Genomic DNA, 17,802 nt, shown 5'->3' on the forward strand with positions numbered 1-17,802 from the left:
TCGGCGGAGGAACACACAGTGCACGACCGGCTCGAGGAGGCATGGATGTTCGTTTGGCAGAGCTGGTGGGGTGTCGCCGCAGCAGCCGGGATAGCGCTGATCGCAGCGCTCGTCGTCATCGTGATCGTGTCGGTCTCCTTCCGGATGGCGGCGCGGCGGAGCGACTGGCCGGGTGCGCTCGCCGGGAGTGCCAGGCACCCCTTCCGGGCCCTCGTGATCCTGGTCGCCGTGTGGCCGGCGGTGGCGGCGACGCTTCCCGATGAGGCCGCCCGTGGGTTCATCGACCAGACCTTCCGGATCGCCGTCATCGCCGCAGCGACGTGGCTGGTCGCCGCGCTGCTCGCCTTCGTCATCGGGCTCGGCCAGGCCCGGTACCGCATCGACGTCCCGAACAACAAGGTCGCCCGCCGCATGCAGACGCAGCTCGCGCTCGTCCGTCGTCTGGCGATCGCGGTCGTCGTCATCGTCGGTGTCGCGTCGATCCTCCTGACGTTCCCCGGCGTCCAGGGCGTCGGGGCGAGCGTGCTGGCCTCCGCCGGTGTCGTGAGCATCGTCGCCGGCCTCGCGGCGCAGTCCGTCCTCGGGAACGTGTTCGCCGGGATCCAGCTCGCCTTCAGCGATGCGATCCGGGTCGACGACGTCGTCATCGTCGAGGGGGAGTGGGGCCGGATCGAGGAGATCACTCTCACCTACGTCGTCGTCGGCATCTGGGACGATCGCCGTATGGTGCTCCCGTCCACCTACTTCACCTCCACGCCCTTCCAGAACTGGACGCGGAACACGAGCGAGCTGCTCGGGTCGGTCGAGTTCGACCTCGATTGGTGGGTGAGTCCCGCGGTCATGCGGACCGAGCTGGAGCGCATCCTCGACCGCACCGACCTCTGGGACGGCCGGGCGCAGGTCCTGCAGGTCACGGACGCCGTGGGCGGCTACGTGCGCATCCGCATCCTCGTCACCGCGGTGGACGCACCGACCCTCTTCGACCTCCGATGCCTCGTGCGCGAGCAGATGGTCGAGTGGATCCTCGCGCAGAACCCGTCGGCGATCCCGCGCAACCGCGTGCAGATGGTCGAGCAGGAGCCTCGTCCGGTGCCGAAGCGCGGCGGGCCGGTCACCGAGCCCGTCGGGCTGTTCAGCGGCAGCGCCGAGGCCGAACAGCGCGCGAGCCTCTTCACCTCCTCGATCACCCTGCCCGACCTGGACGACGAGCCCGAACGCTGACCGTCGCACGACTGGACGCGTGTGCACCGAATCGTTGTCGTTCCGGCGATCCTGTATGCGCTTCCCGTCGCTACCATCAAGGGAACCTCGCCGGGTGACCTGCCGGCGGGCCGTCGGTGTTGCTGCCGACACGAACGGACGGCGCCGGCCCGAACCCCGGCGACGGCATGCGAAGGAGACCGCGCGTGAACGACGACACCCTCTTCCTCACCGATGAGGACACCGCCGTCCCCGGCGAACGCCCGGAGCAGCGTCTCGAACGACGCTCCGCGTCCGTGCTGAAGCACCGACTCCTCGAGCAAGAACGCAAGCAGTTCGAGGAGTCCCTCGCCTCGGCGAAGGCGGACGGTGCCCTCGAACGCGCGGCGGCTCTCATCGTGTCCGCCCGGCGACGCTTCCTCATCGGGGCGTCGAAGTCGTTCACCTACGCGTCCCTCCTCGCCGCGGACCTCAGCTACGGCCTCGCGAACGTCACGCTCATCGACGGCACCATCGTGCGGCCGCTCGACGTCCTGAGCGACGTGCGCACGAGCGACGTCATGATCGCCGTGTCGCTGCAGCGGTACCGGAAGTACACGATCGACTCCGTCGTCCCGTTCGCCGAGGCGGGAGGCAGCCTCGTGCTCATCACGGACGCGCCGGACGCCCCGCTGACCCCGTACGCCGACGAGACGATCGTGCTCGGCCGTGCCGAGGACGGCCACCCGAGTTCCTCGATCGGGATCGCGCTCACCCTGCACATCCTCGCCACGCTCACGACGGCCAGCGCCAAGGGCGCCGGCCGTCGGGCGGTGGAGCGGGAGCGCCTCGCCGAGACGCTCGGGGTCTACGTCTCCGACGAGGACTGAGCGCGGACCGGGATCAGCTTCCCGAGCCCTTCCCCTCGCGCACGATCGACAGGGGTTCCGTGATGTCTTCGAGGGACTTCCGCGCGGCGTCGACGCCGAAGATGAGGGCGATCAACCCGCCGAGGACCATCACGCCGGCACCCACGAAGTAGCCCACGGTGAGCGGCCCGCGGTCGGTGCCGTCACCGATCAGGATCCCGTAGAGCAGGGGCGCGACCGAACCCGCGATCTGTCCGATCGCGAAGAAGTAGCCGATCACCTGGCTGCGGAGCTCGAGCGGGAAGATCTCGCTCACGGTCAGGTAGGCGCTTGACGCACCGGCGGAGGCGAAGAAGAACGAGACGCACCAGAAGATCGTCTGGGTCGTCGCGTCGAGCGCACCGGCGTTGAAGAGCACCGCCGACACGGCCAGCACCGCCCCCGAGACCCCGTAGGTGAGGAAGATCATCTGGCGACGACCCCAGGTGTCGAACAGTCTGCCGAGGAGGAGTGGGCCGAGCAGGTTGCCGATTGCGAAGGGGAAGAAGTAGTACTGCGTCGACGAGGGGCTCGTGCCGTAGAAGTTCTGCAGCACGAGCGCGTAGGTGAAGAAGATCGCGTTGTACAGGAATGACTGGGTGATCATCATCGCGAGGCCGACGAAGGTGCGCTTCGGGTACTTCGAGAAGAGGACGCCGAAGATGGTCCGGATCGGGATGTGGCCCTGGGCCTGGACCGTGAGCGCCTTCGACTCGTCGACCGGCTCGATTGTCCCGCCCTGTTTGCGGACGGTGGCCTCGATGTCGTCGACCGTGGCCTCCGCCTCCTGTTCCCGACCGTGCGTCATGAGCCACCGCGGACTCTCGGGGATGTGGCGGCGCAGGAAGATGATGGCGAGACCGAGGACCGGCCCGATGAAGAACCCGATGCGCCAGCCGACGTCCTCGGCGAAGTAGTCGGTGTTCAGCAGGAACAGGTTCGCCGCCGATCCGAGGGCGGCGCCACCCCAGTAGGTGCCGTTGATGGCGATGTCGACGTGCCCGCGGTACTTCGACGGGATGAGCTCGTCGATGGCCGAGTTGATCGCCGCGTATTCGCCGCCGATGCCCATGCCGGCGAAGAACCGGAAGATGGCGAGGAACCAGAACGTGGGGGACAGGCCGGCGATGCCGCTCGCGACGAGGTAGATCGCGAGGGTCAGGATGAAGAGCTTCTTGCGGCCGAGGCGGTCCGCCATGCGGCCGAAGACGAGAGCGCCCGTCACCTGGCCGAGGAGGTAGATCGTCCCGAGGAGGCCGACCTCCGCCGCCGACAGCCCCAGCGACTTCTGGAACCCGGCGGAGGCGACGATCTGGATCTCGAGGCCGTCCAGCACCCACGAGAAGCCGAGACCGACGACGATCATCCAGTGGAACCGGGTCCACGGCAATCGGTCCATCCTGGCGGGGACGAGGCTCCGGACCGGGGCAGGCTGCCCGGAGGTCGACGTGTTCGACATGGAATGACTCCTTCCACGGCCGTCCCGTCGACGGTCGATCCGGGAGATGACGCTACTCCCGCGGCGGGCATCGGACGTCGCTGATCGGTGCCCCTTGACTTCGTCCTGGCGGAGGAGCACCCTACGCCCGGCACCCCGTGCGATGGTGCCCGGTGGCGCGGAATGGTCGTACGCTCGAAGCGCGACGAGATCGCGGACGGCTGCCGAGGGCCGTCGAGGAGGAGGCGGCATGCACCTGGTCGAGGACAGCACCGAGACGGACATCACGCGGGTCTTCCAGGACCGGATCACCTCCGGCGTCGCCCCGGGATCGTACGTCGCCGTGTTCGACCGCGAGCGGGTCCGGTTCGAGCAGGGGTTCGGCGGGGTCACCGTGGGCGGTCCGGTGCCCGACGCCGACACGCTGTTCCGCATCGCCTCCTGCACGAAGAGCTTCACCGCGGCCGTGCTCCTCATCCTCCGCGACGCCGGTCGCCTCGACCTGGACGCGCCAGTGGACGGGTTCGTGCCGGAGTTCGCGCCGGTGCTCCCTGACGGCATCGCCGTCCGGCCGACCGTGCGGATGCTTCTGACGATGTCGGGTGGGCTCGGAACGGACGATCCGTGGGGTGACCGCCAGGAGTCGATCAGCGTGGACGAGTTCCGGCGGCTGCTCGTGCGCGGCGTCCGATGCGTCACGACACCCGGGACGGCGTTCTCCTACTCGAACCTCGGCTACGCGCTGCTCGGGCAGGTCATCGAGCGGGTGACCGGTGGCTCCTACATCGACGCGGTGACCTCGCTCCTGCTGGAGCCGCTCGGGCTCGGCGCCGTGTTCGAGCGACCCGAGGGCGACGGGGCGGTCACGGCGACCGGTCATCGTGTCCGCCGCGAACGGGCCGTCGATGAAGACGGCCGATTCGTCGAGGTCCCGTTCTCCGGCCCCGGGGTCTTCTCCTCGATCGGCGGGCTCTTCGCCTCGGCCTCCACCCTGATCGGATGGGTGCGCTGGCTCGACGGCGCCTGGACCGGGGACGAGACCGGACCACTGTCGAGCGCCAGCCGCCGCGAGATGCAGCAGCTGCACCGGCTGGCTCCGTCGCGGCCCACCCTCGACGGCGTGCCGCCGAGACTCGCGCTCGGCTACGGCTTCGGCCTCTTCGTCGAGGAGGACGCCGACCTCGGGACGCTCGTCTCGCACTCGGGCGGCTACCCCGGTTACAGCGCCCACATGCGGTGGCACCCGGCATCCGGGTTCGGCGTCGTCGCCTTCGAGAACGCCGGCTACGCGGCCGTGGCGAAGCCCGCCGAACAGGCCCTGCGGCTGGCGATCGCCGGCGCCCAGACCACCGGTGAGCTGCCGGAACCGGCGATCCGCCCCTGGCCGGAGACGCTTGTGGCGTCCATGACCGCGACCGGGCTGCTGTCGCACTGGGACGACCGCGTCGCCGCCTCGCTGTTCGCCGAGAACGTCGCCCTCGACCGGCCACTGGACGAGCGACGCGAGGCGGTCGACGCCGCTGTCGCCGCCGTCGGTGGCATCGCCGAGGTGGCTTCAGGGCGCGCGACTCCGATCTGCGATTCGCCGGACCACCTGGTCTGGTTCGTCGAGGGGACCGAGGGGCGCCTCCGCCTGGAGGTCCGGATGACACCCGTGCTTCCGCTCCGGGTCCAGACCTTCACGGTGACAGTCGACGACCAGGGCGAGTGAACGCCGAACGCCGGCAGCTGAGGCTCAGCTACCGGCGTTCAGGTGGAACGGTGTGGCTCGGTTCAGCCGATCGAGTCGTCGTCGCCGTTGCCGTTGCGGTTCGTCGGGGAGATGTCCTCCGTCGACTCGACGTACTCGTAGTCGGTCGTCGTCGGGCCATCGTGGTCGCCGGTGTTCGTCGCTTCGCCGACCGGACGGTAGATGAGCTGGCCTTCGCCGTAGGGCAGGACGAGCTCGCCGTCCTGACCGTCTTCGAGCGGGATGATCTCGCTGTCGAGCGGGCCGCCGGTGAGTTTCGCAAGAGTCTGTGACATGTCGCCAGCCTAGCCCCGACGACTGTCAGAGTGCTGCGATGGTCCAGGACACCCGGTGTGGTGTATTGGGAGCCAGGACGACGAGATCGGTCCCGGTCGAGAAGGCGTCGGGGGGACAGGTCATCGGTTCGACGGCGAGCCCCAGTCGGTTCAGCTCCGCGACGGGTTGATCGGCCGTGTGCACCTGGACCCAGGGCAGACCATCGCCCCAGTGCATGGCGACGCCGCTGCCGGATGGCGTCGTCACGCGCACCGTGACCCGGCCGTCGACGTCGCGATCGAGCGCCGTGTACGCGTGGTCGACGAAGGTGTCGCCGATGGCCCGGGGTGACCGGAAGTCGAAGTGCTCCGTCGCCTCCGTGTCGACCGGCTCGAGCGAGACCGGGATGAGCCGGTCCGGCGTGACGGTGAGCACCTCGGCAGCGGGCAGCTCCAGCGTCCAGTCGTCGACGCGGCCCTCACCCGCGACGAGGTACGGGTGCGGCCCCGTGCCGTAGGGCGCGTCGACGTCACCGAGGTTCAGCGCCTCGACGTCGGTGCGGAGTCCGTCGTCGTCGAGCGTGTAGGTCGCGGAGACCTGGACACGGAACGGATAGCCCTCCTGCGCCTCGATGACCACGCGGAACGCCGCCGACGCCGCGCTCGACGACACGAGGTCCCACTCCGACCAGGCGGCGAGCCCGTGGAGGGCATGACCGCGAGCGGGTTCCGTCAGTGCGAGCTGGTGGTCGACGCCCGCGAAGGTGTACCGGCCGTCGACGACGCGGTTGGGCCACGGGGCGAGCATGGCGCCGCGGAACGCCGGACGGACCTCCTCGGCGTCGAACGGGACGACGAGGTCCCGGCCGTCGTGTCGCAGGAACCGCAGTGAGGCACCGACCGAGGCGATCGACGCGGTGTACGCACCGTGCTCGAGATCGACACGACGTCCCGAGATCGGACGTCGGTCGACGGAGGCGGACGGGGACACGGCGCTGGTGGATTCGGTCACGGCCCCATTCTGTCGCATCGACGCCGACCGACCGGGCCGACTGGCGGTGCGGGTCGGGCGGTGGGACGCGGCTCAGTCGAGGGAGCGGCCGCGCATGTCCGAGAGGAACAGTGCGGCGACAGCGGCGACGACGAAGAAGGCGGCGAACACGGAGAAGAGCAGGGCCTGTCCTGCGAGGAGGAGCACCGGAACCGACAGCGGGGCGATGATCGAGGCGATGCGGCCGATGCCGGCGGCCCATCCCGCCCCCGTCGCACGGAGCGCTGTCGGATACAGTTCCGGGGTCGTCGCGTACAGGGCGCCCCAGGCTCCGAGGTTGCAGAAGGACAAGCACATGCCGAACACGATGATCGTCGGTTCGGTCGTCGCCGTGCCGAACAGGACCGCCGACACCGCGGAGCCCGCCAGGAAGGTCGCGAGGGTCTGCTTCCGGCCCCAGGCCTCGATCAACCATGCCGAGACGGCGTAGCCCGGGATCTGGGCGAGGGTGATGATCAGGGTGAAACCGAAGGACCGGACGAGGGAGAACCCGGAGGCGACGAGGATCGTCGGGATCCAGATGAACGCACCGTAGTAGGAGAAGTTGACGCAGAACCACACGATCCAGAGCGAACCGGTGTCGCGGCGGTGCGTGGGCACCCACAGCCCACGGAGGCGCTCGCCGGCGGAGAGACCGGCGCTCACGGGGGTGTCGGTGGTGGTGTCGACGGCTGGCTCCGGGTGGGCGACGTCGGCCGAGGCCTCGAACTCGCGGACGACGGTTTCCGCCTCGCGGTGGCGCCCACGCGACTCGAGGAAGCGCACCGACTCCGGCAGTCGCGTCCGCACGATGGCCGCGTAGACCGCGGGCAACGCGCCGATGGCGAGCGCCCAGCGCCACCCGTCGTCGCTCGTCGGCACGACCAGATAGCCGATGAGGGCGGCGGCGATCCACCCGATCGCCCAGAACGCCTCCAGGAACACGATGATCCGCCCGCGGATCCGTGGCGGGGCGAACTCACTCATGAGGGTCGAGGCGACGGGCAGCTCGGCGCCGAGTCCGAGGCCGACGACGAATCGCAGCACGATGAGCACGCCGAGTCCCCAGGCGAGGGCCGACGCGCCAGTCGCGATGCCGAACACGAGCAGGGTGATCGCGAAGACGTGGCGCCGTCCGACGCGGTCGGCGAGCAAGCCCCCGAGCGTCGCACCGATGGCCATGCCGAGGAACCCGGCTGAGGCGATCCAGGAGAGCTCCGTGTTCCCGAGCTGCCACTGCACGGCGAGCTGGGCGAGCACGAAGGACACGAGTCCCACGTCCATGGCGTCGAGGGCCCAGCCGACGCCGGAACCGACGAGCAGTCGCCCGTGTGCCTTGGTGAACGGGAGCGCGTCGAGGCGCTCGCTGCGGGTGCGGGGTGTGGTGGGGGCGGTGGACACGTCACCATTCTGGTGCAGGATGTGCCCACCGGCGCCGGTCCGTCGCAGATAGGCTGACGGCATCGAACTGCAGGCGTGCGGCCGGGCAGTTCACCCGCTCCGCCCGCCGTTCCGTCGAAAGGCCACTCCCGTGACCGATGCACCGCCTCCCGACCCGCAGCAGCCTGACGCCCGCCCGCCGCAATGGCCGACGGGTCAGCAGCCGCAGCACCCCACCGGCCAGCAGCCGCAGGCGCCGTATGGACAGGGACCGCAGCAGCAGAACCCGTACGGACAGCAGCAGCAGCAGGCGCCGTATGGACAGGGACCGCAGCAGCAGAACCCGCACGGACAGCAGCAGCCGCCGTACGGACAGGGACCGCAGCAGCAGAACCCGTACCAGCAGAACCCGTATGGCGGGCAGCGGAACCCCTCCGGCGGACAGCCATACCAGCCGCAGCAGCCGTATCAGCCGCAGCAGAACCCGTACCAGCCGCAGCCACCGCAAGGCCCTCCCGGGTACGGCCAGCAACCGCCGCCTCCCGGTGCCCCGAAGCGCAAGCGGACGGGGCTCATCATCGCCCTGGCCGTCGGTGTCCCGCTCGTGTTGGCGGCGATCATCACCGTCGTCGCCCTCGTGCTCACGCAGGGGGGCGCACCGGTCGCGGACCCGAGCCCCACCCGCTCGGCCACCCCGACGAAGACAGCTTCTCCGACGCCCACGGAGACGGACTCGACGCCGGAGCCGACGAAGACCTACGTCTCCATCCCGCCCGACCTCGACTTCGCGGCCGGGCAGGACGTTCCCACTGAATGGACGGCCTACCTGACGAACGACCTGGACTCGTCCTGGGCGGCGATCGGTCCGGACCGGAACGGCGTCGAGATCTACCGGAACGCGGCGACCTCCTGCGACGTCGGACTCGGCAACATCGCGCTGACGCCTGACGAGATCGCGGTCGGAGACGACGAGAAGTCGAGCGACGCCTACATGGCGAAGTACGTCGGGGCCGACTACGTCAAAGCGGACGGCACGACGGAACAACTGAACTACAACAGCGGTGGTGGCCTCATCGAGTTCCGGGTCCTGTCGTGGACCCAGCCCTCGGGGGAGCGCACGTACTGGGGCGTCCGGTCGCTCACGAAGATGGGGATCCTCGTCGTCTTCACCTTCACCTGCCGCGATCAGGCGTCGCTCGACCTGCTCGCGAACGACGTCGTGAACCTCATCTCCGTGGAGCTGCTGCCGAAGCGCTGACCGGTCCCGTCGTCAGAACGCGCGGAGGACCGCCTGCGCGACCGTGAAGATCGCGAGGCCGGCGAGCGCGCCGACGATGGTGCCGTTCAAGCGGATGAACTGCAGGTCGCGTCCCACGAGCAGCTCGATCTTCTGGGTCGTCTCCCGGGCGTCCCAACGCTCGACGGTCTCGGTGATGATGCTCGCGATGTCGTGCCGGTAGCGGGTGACGACGTAGGACAGGGCGTCCGCGACGCGGGTGTCGACGCGGGTGGAGAACGCCCGGTCGGTCGACAGTCGCCGGCCGAAGTCCGCGATGGTGCCGGCGATCCGCACGCGGAGGTCGCTGTCGGGGGCGTCGAGTGCCTCGAGGAACGCGCTCTTCGCGGCCGCCCAGGTCTTACCGGCGACCTCCCGGACACGAGGACTGTCGATGACCTCGTGCTTGGCGTTCTCGAAGCGGGTGATGGTCGCGTCGTCGTGCTGCAGTTGCTCCGCGAGCTCGCCGAGGTAGCCGTCGAGGGCATGACGGAGCTGGTGGTCGGGGTCCGCGCGGACGGCCTGGACGAAGGACACGGCCTCCCGGTAGAGCTTGTCGTCCACCAGCCTGTCGACGAAGGACGGCACCCAGGTCGGCAGACGGCTCGAGACCAGGCGTTCGAACGCCTTCGGATTCGTGCTCAGCCATTCACCCGTGCGGTCGAGGAGGAGGTCGACCGCGTCGTGGTGCGCGCCGACGCCGACGATGTGCTCGACCCAACGGCCGATGTTCGGGGCCCACTGCGGGTCGATGAGGTGTTTGGACGCCAACGCCTCGATGACTTCGCGGACGTCGTCGTCGGACAGCGTCTCCAGCAGACCCCGCACCGCGATGGACCCCTCGGCGGTGACCCGCTCGGCGTTCGCGGGCTCGGACAACCATCCGCCGAGCTTCTCCGAGACGGAGACGGACGCGAGCTTCTGCCGCACGACCTCCTCGGAGAGGAAGTTGGTCTCCACGAACTCGCCGAGGCTGACGCCGATCTCGTCCTTGCGCTTCGGGATGATCGCCGTGTGGGGGATCGGGATGCCGAGCGGGTGCCGGAAGAGGGCGGTGACGGCGAACCAGTCCGCGAGCGCCCCGACCATGCCGCCTTCCGCAGCGGCCCTGACGTACGCCAACCACGGGTAGCGTCCCTCGAGTGCGAACGCGACGGCGAAGATGACCGCCATGACGAGGAGCAGTCCGGTGGCCAGGCGCTTCATCGAGCGCAGGGCTCGCGCGCGGTCCGCGTCGGCAGCGGTGAGTTCGAGTGTGGGGGAGCTCGTCATCCGCCCATCCTAGGCTCGTCGCCCGTGTCCTCCGGTCCGATGGAGCAGGAGGACACCGTACCCCCTGGTGGTACCCTGAGCCGGTGATCGAAGACATCAAGAAGCGGGCCCTGCACCGGACGAAGATCCTCGAGGGCCAGATGCGTGGCCTCGAGAAGATGATCGAGAACGAGGACTACTGCATGGACATCATCACGCAGTCGCTCGCCATCCAGAAGTCGCTGGGGTCCCTCAACAAGCTGCTCGTCGAGAACCACCTGCTGACGCACGTCACGCAGATGTTCGAGGAGGGCGGGGACAGCAAGGACGCCGCGGTCGGCGAGCTCCTGCGGATCTTCGAGCTCAGCAACAACCGCGGCTGAGCCGGGCCGTCAGGCCGGCCCGAGCCGTCACGCGGGCCCGAGCAGAGCCGTCACGCGGGCCCGAGCCAGGCGTTCGCGACCGTGGCGTGGGCGGACTCGTCGTCGGAGGGATGGAACATCCCGGCGAGGACGTCGCGGTACAGCCGGCCCAATTCGCTCGCGGCGAAGTAGCTGCCGCCGCCGGCGACCCGGATCGCCTGATCGACGACCTCGCGGGCGGTCTCCGTCGCGCGGACCTTGAGCCCGACGAGTTTCGGGAACCAGAGCGCGCCATGGTCGACCCCGTCGTCGAGGTCCCGGGCGATGCCGGCGAGCTGTGGCAGCATGCCGTCGTACGCAATGGCGGCCGAGGCTATCCGACGGCGGATGTCGGGGTCCGCCGCGTAGCTCGCACCTCCGGCCTTCTTCGACGTCTTCCGGTGGGCGGTCTCGACCGCGAGTCGGAGGGCGCGTTCGCCGATGCCCGTGTACACGGCGGCGATGAGGGTCTCGAAGCAGGCGAAGATCCCGAAGACGATGGGGTCCGGGTTGGGCCCGGGATCGAGGCGTCGGACGATGTGCTCCGCCGTCGACTCGGCCCCCTGGAGCAGGGTCGTCCTGCTCTGGCTGGCGCGCATCCCGACGGTGTCCCAGTCGTCGAGGATCTCGAAACCGCCGCGTGAGCGATCGATGAAGCCGTAGACGACCTTCGGACCGTCGGCCGAGGTCGTGTCGAGCCCGGTCGTCCCCAGCCAGGTCCACGCGGGCGACAGCGAGGTGAAGATCTTCCGGCCGTGGAACCGATAGGAACCGTCGGGGCCCGGACGGGCTTCGGTGTCGGATCCGAAGAGCACGAGGTCGTTGCCCGCTTCGCTGACCCCGAACGCGTAGAGCTCGTCCCCGGCAGCTCCCTCGAGGACGAAGCGGAGCGAGTCGTCTCCTCGGGCGTAGAGCAGTCGCGCGACCCCCGTCCACACGAGGTGCATGTTGATCGCGAGGGCGGTCGCCGGGGCGGCGGTGGCGAGCCGGGACTGGAGCAGCGTGACCTCGCTCAGGCCGAGGCCGAGGCCGCCGAACTCCCCGGGGACGAACGCCCGGAGATAGCCGCACGCTCGCAGCTCCGCGAGGTCCTCGTCGAAGAAGGCGTTCTCACGGTCCGCCACGGCGGCACGTTCGCGGATGCGCTCGACGAGCCCGTCACTGAGGATCGAGGCGGGGTCGAACGATCGATCGGACGGGTGGTGCTGCGATTGAGCGGTCACCGGTCCATTGTCGCATCGGGCCCGGCCGAGGTGGCAGGTGTCTGCGAGCGGCGAGCAGCGCGCCGACGGCCCGACCTGACGAGGAGCACCACGACCGCGGCGACGACTGCGAGGGGGAGCAGCCACGGCACCAGGACGCCGACCACGACGACCAGTCCCGAGGCGGCGGCGACGAGCGCGTTCCACCCGGCGACCACGCCGCCCCAGAAGTCGGTGGGCACACCCGGCGCGACCACGCCTGGGGCCACGAAGCTCACGAACACGGAGGAGAAGTCGACCTGATCGGCGAGCGCGTCGCGCTGGGCGACGAGCCCGTCCAGTTCCGCCTGCCGCTGGGACAGGCTGGTCTCGGCGGCGAGGAGGTCGGCCGTCGTGGTCGAAGCCGCCATGAGTCCGAGCAGTCGGTCGACCGAGGCCTGGAGGGCGGTGACCCGCGCGTCGAGGTCGGCGGCCTGTGCCGTGACGTCCACCGCGGACACGGAGAGGTTGTTCACCGTGCCGAGCGCCTGCAGCTGCGCGAGCACGTCGTCGAAGTCGTCGGCGGGGATGCGGACCGTCAGGGTCGCCTGCGCGGCCTGGTCGGAGGTGCCCGGAGTCTCGTCGCGGCTGTCGACGCGCCCGCCCGCCTCGGTGACGATCCGGGTGGCGTCCGTCGCGGTGCTGATCGGGTCGTCAGCGGTGACGGTGAGTGAACCGGTCGTGACCACCTGCTGTTGCGTGAGGTCGGGGGAGGCGGCGCCGTCGACGCCGACCTGCGCGTCGTCGGCGACCTGGCCGGGCGCGGGCATCGCAGCTCGCGAGTCGCTGCCGGCCTCGGTGCTCGACCCGGCCGAGCAGCCCGAGAGGACGAGCCCGACGAGGACGGCGGAGACGAACACGGTGGTGGTGCGGGTCACTGCTGAGCGCGTCATGGCATCACCCTAGGGAGCCACCACGCCGCGGAGGTGCAGGGACCCTGGGAAGCGGGTCACGATCAGGTCTCGCGACGCGCATCACCCGAGGGAGCCGCTGTACCGCGGAGGTGCAGGGACCGTGGGAAGCGAGTCGTGATCAGGTCTCGCGACGCGACCGCTGTTCGAGTTGCAGCTCGGCCCAATCGCCGATGGCCTTCGTGGTCTCCGCCGGGCGGTCCCGGTGCACGTTGTGACCGGCGCCCTGGATGATCGTCAGGCTGACCTGGCGGTTGGCGAGGACCTCGGCGGCGAGCGCGCCGCGGAAGAGGCTGTACACCTCAGGGTCGGAGGCGATCACGAAGGTCGGGTTGCGCAGAGCGGCCGCTGCGGGGCGGACGTCCCACGGATGGTTCTGTTCGCTCGTCTGTTCGATCGCCCACCGGCTCGCCTCGGACACCGCCTGGACCTTGATCTCCACGTCGAGCGGGTGCCACTCGGGGTTCTTCGCGCGGACGGATGCGATCGTGTTGTCGGCGAAGGCGGCCTCCTGGCTGGCCCGGATGATCTCGGCGTCGTGGTCGTCGAGCGCGATGGCGGGGTCGAGCAGCACGACCGCCGCCGCCCATCGGGGATCGGCTGCGGCGGCGACCGCCGTGGCGGCGCCTCCGAGCGAGTGCCCGACGACGAGGTCCCACGCGGCGTGCCCGACGCCGGGCACGGGGGTCGGCCTGGTGGCCAGCAGATCGGCGGCGTAGGCCTCGACCCGGTAGTCCAACGCACGAGGGGCGACGCCGTGGCCGCGGAGGTCGACCGCCTCCACGTGCCACCCGCGATCGGCCAGGGCTACGCAGATGCGCCAGGTGCTCGGACCGTTGCTGCCGAGTCCGTGGACCACGAGCGCCCGAGTCGGCGCGTCGTGGCGACCCCAGCGGTGACGTGGGAGCTCCACGGGCGTGATCGTGCGGGCGGCGAGGCTGGAAGCGGTGTCGACGACGGGCTCGGTCATGCGTTCAGCCTACGGTCTCGCGTCAGTCGAGCCGGTCCGGGTCGGTGCCGGTGCGCTCGCCGTTCTCGAGCGCCGAGATGGCGGCCAGGTCGTCGGTGTCGAGGGTGAAGTCGAACACCGCGAAGTTCTCCGAGATCCGCGCCGGTGTGGCCGACTTGGGGATGACGATGTTGCCGAGCTGCAGGTGCCAGCGCAGCACCACCTGCGCGACCGTGCGCCCGTGCTTCTGCGCGATGGCCCCGAGGTCGGAGGTGGCGTCGGATCCGTCCGCGGCGGGCGTGAAGAAGCGGCCGCGGGCGAGTGGTGACCAGGCCTCGGTCGCGATGCCGTGTGCCGCGTTGACGGCGCGCAACTCCCGCTGGGGGAGGAACGGGTGGAGTTCGATCTGGTTGACGGCCGGGGTGACCTCCGCCGACTCCAGGAGCCGTTCGAGATGGCTGCGGTGGAAGTTCGAGACGCCGATGGAGCGGGTTCGTCCCTCGGCCCGCAACCGCTCGAGCGCGCGCCAGGTCTCGCGGTACCGGTCCTGGCGCGGGGCCGGCCAGTGGATGAGGTACAGGTCGACGTGGTCGAGGCCGAGGAGGTCGAGGCTCGTGTCGAACGCGCGCAGCGTCTCCTCGTACCCCTGATCGGTGTTCCAGACCTTCGTCGTGACGAAGAGCTCGTCGCGGGGGATTCCCGACTCGCGGATCGCGACGCCGGTGCCGCGCTCGTTGCCGTACAGCGAGGCGGTGTCGATATGGCGGTACCCGACCTCCAGCGCCGTCCGCACGATCTCGGTGCTGGCGAGGTCCGGGACCTTGTAGACGCCGAAGCCGAGCTGGGGGATCGTGTGCCCGTCGTTGAGGAGGACGGTCGGGGTGCTGTCTGCCATGGCACCAGTATCCTCGACAGGGCCACCGTCACCGTCGAAAGGGAGCCCATGCCGCAACTCATGATCGTCACCGGGAGCGTCCGTCCGGAGCGGGTGGGCGGTGCCGTCGCCGACTGGGTCGCGGGTGTGGCCGAGGCGGACGAGCGGTTCACCGTCGACGCGGTCGATCTCCGGGAGCTGGCGTTGCCGTTCATGGACGAGCCCGCGCACCCGCGGAAGCGCGCCTACGTCCACCCGCACACGATCGCCTGGAGCGAGCGGGTCGATCGGACGGACGCCTTCGTGTTCGTGACGCCCGAGTACAACTACAGCTACGCGCCCGCCCTCAAGAACGCGCTCGACTACCTCATGCACGAGTGGGCGCGGAAGCCGGTCGGGATCGTCAGCTACGGCGGGCTGTCGGGCGGAACCCGCGGTGTCGTCGCGCTTCGACCTGTCCTGCAGGCACTCGGCCTCGTCAGTACCGGTGCGAACGTGGAGATCCCTTACGTCTCACGGCAGATCGCCGACGGGGTGTTCACGCCCAACGACCGCCAGACGACCATGCTCCCGATGCTGCTGGGCGAACTGGCCGCACTCGACGGGGCCCTCGCGCCGCTGCGTGCCGCCGACTGAAGCGGGGCGGCTCAGGACGGGTGGGTGTTGATCGGCTCGGTGTCGGGGATCGGGCTCGCATCGCGGCCGCGGAGGTCGGGGTGCCACCGGTGACCGATCCACGGGATGACGAAGCCGAACAGCGCGAACACGCCGGCGACCCAGAACGCGCCGACCGCTCCGGAGCCGTCGATGAGGAAGCCGGCCGCCGCCGACCCCATCGCGGCACCGATGAGCTGGCCGGTGCCGACCCAGCCGTAGGCCTCGGCCGTGTCGCTGAACTTCACGCTCGCCGAGACGATGGCGAACAGCACGGCGAGGGCCGGAGCGATGCCGATGCCGGCGACGAAGAGGGTGACCGACAGCCACCAGGCGTTGAGGAAGAGGCTCGCGACGGCGAGTCCGGCGAAGACGATGAAGATGCGGCGCGCCAGCGCGTAGGGACCGATCGGGGTGTGTCCGAGGGCGAGGCCGCCGGCCAGCGAGCCGACCGAGAAGATCGCAAGGACGATACCGGCCTCGAGGCCGTCGTGCCCGAAGGTCGCGACGACGCCCGCCTCGACGGCCGAACAGGCGCCGATGAGGAGGAAGCCGACGACGGTGGCGAGGAGGACCGGCGGGCGCTTGAGCACCTGTCCGAGTTTGCGACGGCTCCTCGGGATGCGGACGCGCCCGACCTCCGGTGAGGAGATGAACCACAGGCAGCCGACGACCATGATCACCGCCGCCAGGGCGATGCCCCAGACCGTGCCGACCTGGGTGGACACGAAGGTGGTCACGACGGGCCCGAGCACCCAGATGATCTCCTGGGCCGAGGCGTCGAGGGAGAACAGCGGGGTGAGCTGCTGGGAGGTGACGAGCTTCGGGTAGATGGTGCGGACCGCGGGCTGGACGGGCGGCGTGCTCAGCCCGGCGACGAATCCGACCGCCATGTAGGCGGGGACGGTCATGGTGACGAGGGCGATGGTCGTGACGGAGACGGCACAGACCGCGAGGGTGAGGAGGAGCACCTTGCGGATGCCCCAGACGCCCATCCACCGACTCGTGAGAGGCCCGGCGATCGCCTGCCCGATGCTCGTCGCGGCCAGGACGAGCCCGGCGGCCCCATAGGACCCGGTGACCTGCTCGATGTGGAGCAGGAAGGCCAGCGAGAGCATCCCGAACGGGAAGCGTGCGGTGAGCTGCGCCGCGATGATCCGGGCGACGCCGGGGGTACGAAGAAGGTCACGGTAGCTGCTCACAAGGACACCAGTCTAGGGACCGGTTCCGACACGCGCGACACGCCCGCGACACGCCCAAACCGACAACGGATGTCGGAGGTGCGGAGGAGAATCTCGCCTGTGGATAGATATCCCTCAGACGGGGGAGAAAAGGCCGTCAATCCGGGATTTTCGCGTCGCCCACGAGCGTTGTACCCAGTGGAGAACCGGTGGATAACTCGCCCGAAACGGTGGAGAACCCGGTGGAAAACTACAGGGCTGTAACTACTAGCCCTTGTGGTCGACCTGAAGACCGCCATCTATATGTAGTATTGGAACCCCGGCGCAGGACGCCGTGGGAATCACCAGATTTTGAGGGGAAGGCACGAAGAGCTATGGCAATCACGGTCTACACGAAGCCCAGTTGCGTGCAGTGCACCGCGACGTACCGCGCACTCGACAACAAGGGCATCGAGTACAACATCCTCGACCTCTCGGTCGACGAGAACGCACTCGAGCAGGTCAAGGCCCTCGGCTACCTGCAGGCACCGGTCGTCATCACCGAGGAAGACCACTGGTCGGGCTTCCGTCCCGACAAGATCGAAGAGCTCGCCGCACGTCTGGCTTGAGCCCTCGGTCGCAGGCGTCATCATGAGCCGGCTCCAGCAGCACCGCACCATCCGACCGTCCGGACGTCGACGAGGAGGCCACCCGTGCAACCACGGCTGATCTACTTCTCCAGCATTTCCGGCAACACGCATCGCTTCATGCAGAAGCTCGACCTGCCCTCGTTGCAGATCCCGCTGTATGCGAAAGACGAAGCCGTGCACGCCACGGCACCCTACGTCCTCGTGACCCCCACCTACGGCGGGGGCAACGGCGACGGAGCGGTGCCCAAACAGGTGATCCGGTTCCTCAACGTGGAGGCCAACCGTTCCCTGATCCGCGGGGTCATCGCCGCCGGCAACACGAACTTCGGCGAGGCCTATGGCCTTGCCGGCGACGTGATCGCCAGCAAATGCAAGGTCCCGCATCTGTACCGCTTCGAACTCTTCGGAACCCAGGACGATGTCACCACCGTCCACAATGGATTGGAATCATTTTGGCAGCAGCGCCAGTTTCAGTGATCGACGCACCGTCGACGAG

The 17,802-nt window shown here is 69.4% G+C and carries 18 protein-coding genes; 8 read left to right on the top strand and 10 right to left on the bottom strand.

The window, feature by feature from the left end:
* The first annotated feature begins 45 nt into the window (after positions 1-45).
* Both GV015_RS09630 and GV015_RS09635 read left to right on the top strand, forming a co-directional pair.
* Positions 46-1,221, top strand: coding sequence for a mechanosensitive ion channel family protein (locus tag GV015_RS09630; RefSeq protein WP_079706250.1), 1,176 nt, complete (start codon positions 46-48; stop codon positions 1,219-1,221).
* Positions 1,222-1,406: 185 nt separating this feature from the next.
* On the top strand, positions 1,407-2,069 hold the full coding sequence (locus GV015_RS09635; RefSeq protein ID WP_197977484.1) for a MurR/RpiR family transcriptional regulator: 663 nt from the start codon (positions 1,407-1,409) through the stop codon (positions 2,067-2,069).
* 13 nt (positions 2,070-2,082) lie between these two features.
* Here the strand turns inward: GV015_RS09635 and GV015_RS09640 are convergent, their stop codons facing one another.
* Positions 2,083-3,546 (bottom strand): MFS transporter, encoded by a 1,464-nt coding sequence (locus GV015_RS09640; RefSeq protein ID WP_137242052.1) that lies wholly within the window; start codon positions 3,544-3,546, stop codon positions 2,083-2,085.
* A gap of 229 nt (positions 3,547-3,775) precedes the next feature.
* Here GV015_RS09640 and GV015_RS09645 point away from each other — a divergent pair, with 229 nt between their 5' ends.
* On the top strand, positions 3,776-5,236 hold the full coding sequence (locus GV015_RS09645; RefSeq protein ID WP_159878098.1) for a serine hydrolase: 1,461 nt from the start codon (positions 3,776-3,778) through the stop codon (positions 5,234-5,236).
* Positions 5,237-5,298: 62 nt separating this feature from the next.
* On the opposite strand, the gene GV015_RS09650 is transcribed toward GV015_RS09645, so the two are convergent.
* The 3 genes from GV015_RS09650 to GV015_RS09660 form a co-directional block, all read right to left on the bottom strand.
* Complete coding sequence (locus tag GV015_RS09650; RefSeq protein ID WP_079001938.1) at positions 5,299-5,550, bottom strand: response regulator; 252 nt, start codon at positions 5,548-5,550, stop codon at positions 5,299-5,301.
* Positions 5,551-5,575: 25 nt separating this feature from the next.
* Entirely contained in the window at positions 5,576-6,541 is a 966-nt protein-coding gene (locus tag GV015_RS09655) for an aldose 1-epimerase family protein (protein ID WP_371416554.1), read from the bottom strand.
* 72 nt (positions 6,542-6,613) lie between these two features.
* Positions 6,614-7,960 (bottom strand): MFS transporter, encoded by a 1,347-nt coding sequence (locus GV015_RS09660; RefSeq protein WP_236555391.1) that lies wholly within the window; start codon positions 7,958-7,960, stop codon positions 6,614-6,616.
* 130 nt (positions 7,961-8,090) lie between these two features.
* Between GV015_RS09660 and GV015_RS09665 the strand changes: the two genes are divergently transcribed.
* Positions 8,091-9,197 (top strand): hypothetical protein, encoded by a 1,107-nt coding sequence (locus tag GV015_RS09665; protein ID WP_159878104.1) that lies wholly within the window; start codon positions 8,091-8,093, stop codon positions 9,195-9,197.
* A gap of 12 nt (positions 9,198-9,209) precedes the next feature.
* Here the strand turns inward: GV015_RS09665 and GV015_RS09670 are convergent, their stop codons facing one another.
* Complete coding sequence (locus GV015_RS09670; RefSeq protein WP_159878106.1) at positions 9,210-10,487, bottom strand: DUF445 domain-containing protein; 1,278 nt, start codon at positions 10,485-10,487, stop codon at positions 9,210-9,212.
* A gap of 83 nt (positions 10,488-10,570) precedes the next feature.
* Here GV015_RS09670 and GV015_RS09675 point away from each other — a divergent pair, with 83 nt between their 5' ends.
* The gene (locus GV015_RS09675; RefSeq protein ID WP_064296530.1) at positions 10,571-10,849 is read left to right on the top strand and encodes a metal-sensitive transcriptional regulator; all 279 of its coding nucleotides are present in this window, start codon (positions 10,571-10,573) and stop codon (positions 10,847-10,849) included.
* A gap of 50 nt (positions 10,850-10,899) precedes the next feature.
* On the opposite strand, the gene GV015_RS09680 is transcribed toward GV015_RS09675, so the two are convergent.
* The 4 genes from GV015_RS09680 to GV015_RS09695 all read right to left on the bottom strand — a co-directional run bounded on the left by GV015_RS09680 (position 10,900) and on the right by GV015_RS09695 (position 14,863).
* On the bottom strand, positions 10,900-12,090 hold the full coding sequence (locus GV015_RS09680; protein ID WP_159878108.1) for an acyl-CoA dehydrogenase family protein: 1,191 nt from the start codon (positions 12,088-12,090) through the stop codon (positions 10,900-10,902).
* Positions 12,087-13,001, bottom strand: a complete 915-nt coding sequence (locus GV015_RS09685) for a DUF4349 domain-containing protein (protein WP_159878109.1) — start codon at positions 12,999-13,001, stop codon at positions 12,087-12,089. Before GV015_RS09685 ends, GV015_RS09680 begins: the two co-directional genes overlap by 4 nt.
* Before the next feature lie 139 nt (positions 13,002-13,140).
* Positions 13,141-13,989, bottom strand: a complete 849-nt coding sequence (locus GV015_RS09690; protein ID WP_159878110.1) for an alpha/beta fold hydrolase — start codon at positions 13,987-13,989, stop codon at positions 13,141-13,143.
* Positions 13,990-14,011: 22 nt separating this feature from the next.
* On the bottom strand, positions 14,012-14,863 hold the full coding sequence (locus GV015_RS09695) for an aldo/keto reductase (protein ID WP_159878111.1): 852 nt from the start codon (positions 14,861-14,863) through the stop codon (positions 14,012-14,014).
* 48 nt (positions 14,864-14,911) lie between these two features.
* Here GV015_RS09695 and GV015_RS09700 point away from each other — a divergent pair, with 48 nt between their 5' ends.
* Positions 14,912-15,478, top strand: coding sequence for an NADPH-dependent FMN reductase (locus GV015_RS09700; protein ID WP_159878112.1), 567 nt, complete (start codon positions 14,912-14,914; stop codon positions 15,476-15,478).
* A gap of 11 nt (positions 15,479-15,489) precedes the next feature.
* On the opposite strand, the gene GV015_RS09705 is transcribed toward GV015_RS09700, so the two are convergent.
* Positions 15,490-16,698 carry an MFS transporter gene (locus tag GV015_RS09705; protein ID WP_086474343.1) on the bottom strand — a complete coding sequence of 403 codons (1,209 nt, stop codon included), beginning with the start codon at positions 16,696-16,698 and terminating at the stop codon, positions 15,490-15,492.
* 353 nt (positions 16,699-17,051) lie between these two features.
* Here GV015_RS09705 and nrdH point away from each other — a divergent pair, with 353 nt between their 5' ends.
* Together nrdH and nrdI are read left to right on the top strand one after the other, a co-directional pair.
* Positions 17,052-17,285: a glutaredoxin-like protein NrdH gene (gene nrdH, locus GV015_RS09710; protein ID WP_056007615.1), complete on the top strand. Its 234-nt coding sequence runs from the start codon at positions 17,052-17,054 to the stop codon at positions 17,283-17,285.
* Between the two features lie 84 nt (positions 17,286-17,369).
* Positions 17,370-17,783 carry a class Ib ribonucleoside-diphosphate reductase assembly flavoprotein NrdI gene (gene nrdI, locus GV015_RS09715; protein WP_064296523.1) on the top strand — a complete coding sequence of 138 codons (414 nt, stop codon included), beginning with the start codon at positions 17,370-17,372 and terminating at the stop codon, positions 17,781-17,783.
* Positions 17,784-17,802: the final 19 nt, after the last annotated feature.

The organism is Plantibacter sp. T3, assembly GCF_902506515.1.
Taxonomy (GTDB): Bacteria; Actinomycetota; Actinomycetes; order Actinomycetales; family Microbacteriaceae; genus Plantibacter; species Plantibacter auratus.

What these genes read in the sequence shown, in the direction of transcription:
- GV015_RS09630 (WP_079706250.1), top strand. Translation starts at nt 46, where the DNA reads ATGTTCGTTTGGCAGAGCTGGTGGGGTGTCGCCGCAGCAGCCGGGATA.
- GV015_RS09640 (WP_137242052.1), bottom strand. Translation starts at nt 3,546, where the DNA reads ATGTCGAACACGTCGACCTCCGGGCAGCCTGCCCCGGTCCGGAGCCTC.
- GV015_RS09645 (WP_159878098.1), top strand. Translation starts at nt 3,776, where the DNA reads ATGCACCTGGTCGAGGACAGCACCGAGACGGACATCACGCGGGTCTTC.
- GV015_RS09650 (WP_079001938.1), bottom strand. Translation starts at nt 5,550, where the DNA reads ATGTCACAGACTCTTGCGAAACTCACCGGCGGCCCGCTCGACAGCGAG.
- GV015_RS09670 (WP_159878106.1), bottom strand. Translation starts at nt 10,487, where the DNA reads ATGACGAGCTCCCCCACACTCGAACTCACCGCTGCCGACGCGGACCGC.
- GV015_RS09685 (WP_159878109.1), bottom strand. Translation starts at nt 13,001, where the DNA reads ATGACGCGCTCAGCAGTGACCCGCACCACCACCGTGTTCGTCTCCGCC.
- GV015_RS09690 (WP_159878110.1), bottom strand. Translation starts at nt 13,989, where the DNA reads ATGACCGAGCCCGTCGTCGACACCGCTTCCAGCCTCGCCGCCCGCACG.
- GV015_RS09695 (WP_159878111.1), bottom strand. Translation starts at nt 14,863, where the DNA reads ATGGCAGACAGCACCCCGACCGTCCTCCTCAACGACGGGCACACGATC.
- GV015_RS09700 (WP_159878112.1), top strand. Translation starts at nt 14,912, where the DNA reads ATGCCGCAACTCATGATCGTCACCGGGAGCGTCCGTCCGGAGCGGGTG.
- nrdH (WP_056007615.1), top strand. Translation starts at nt 17,052, where the DNA reads ATGGCAATCACGGTCTACACGAAGCCCAGTTGCGTGCAGTGCACCGCG.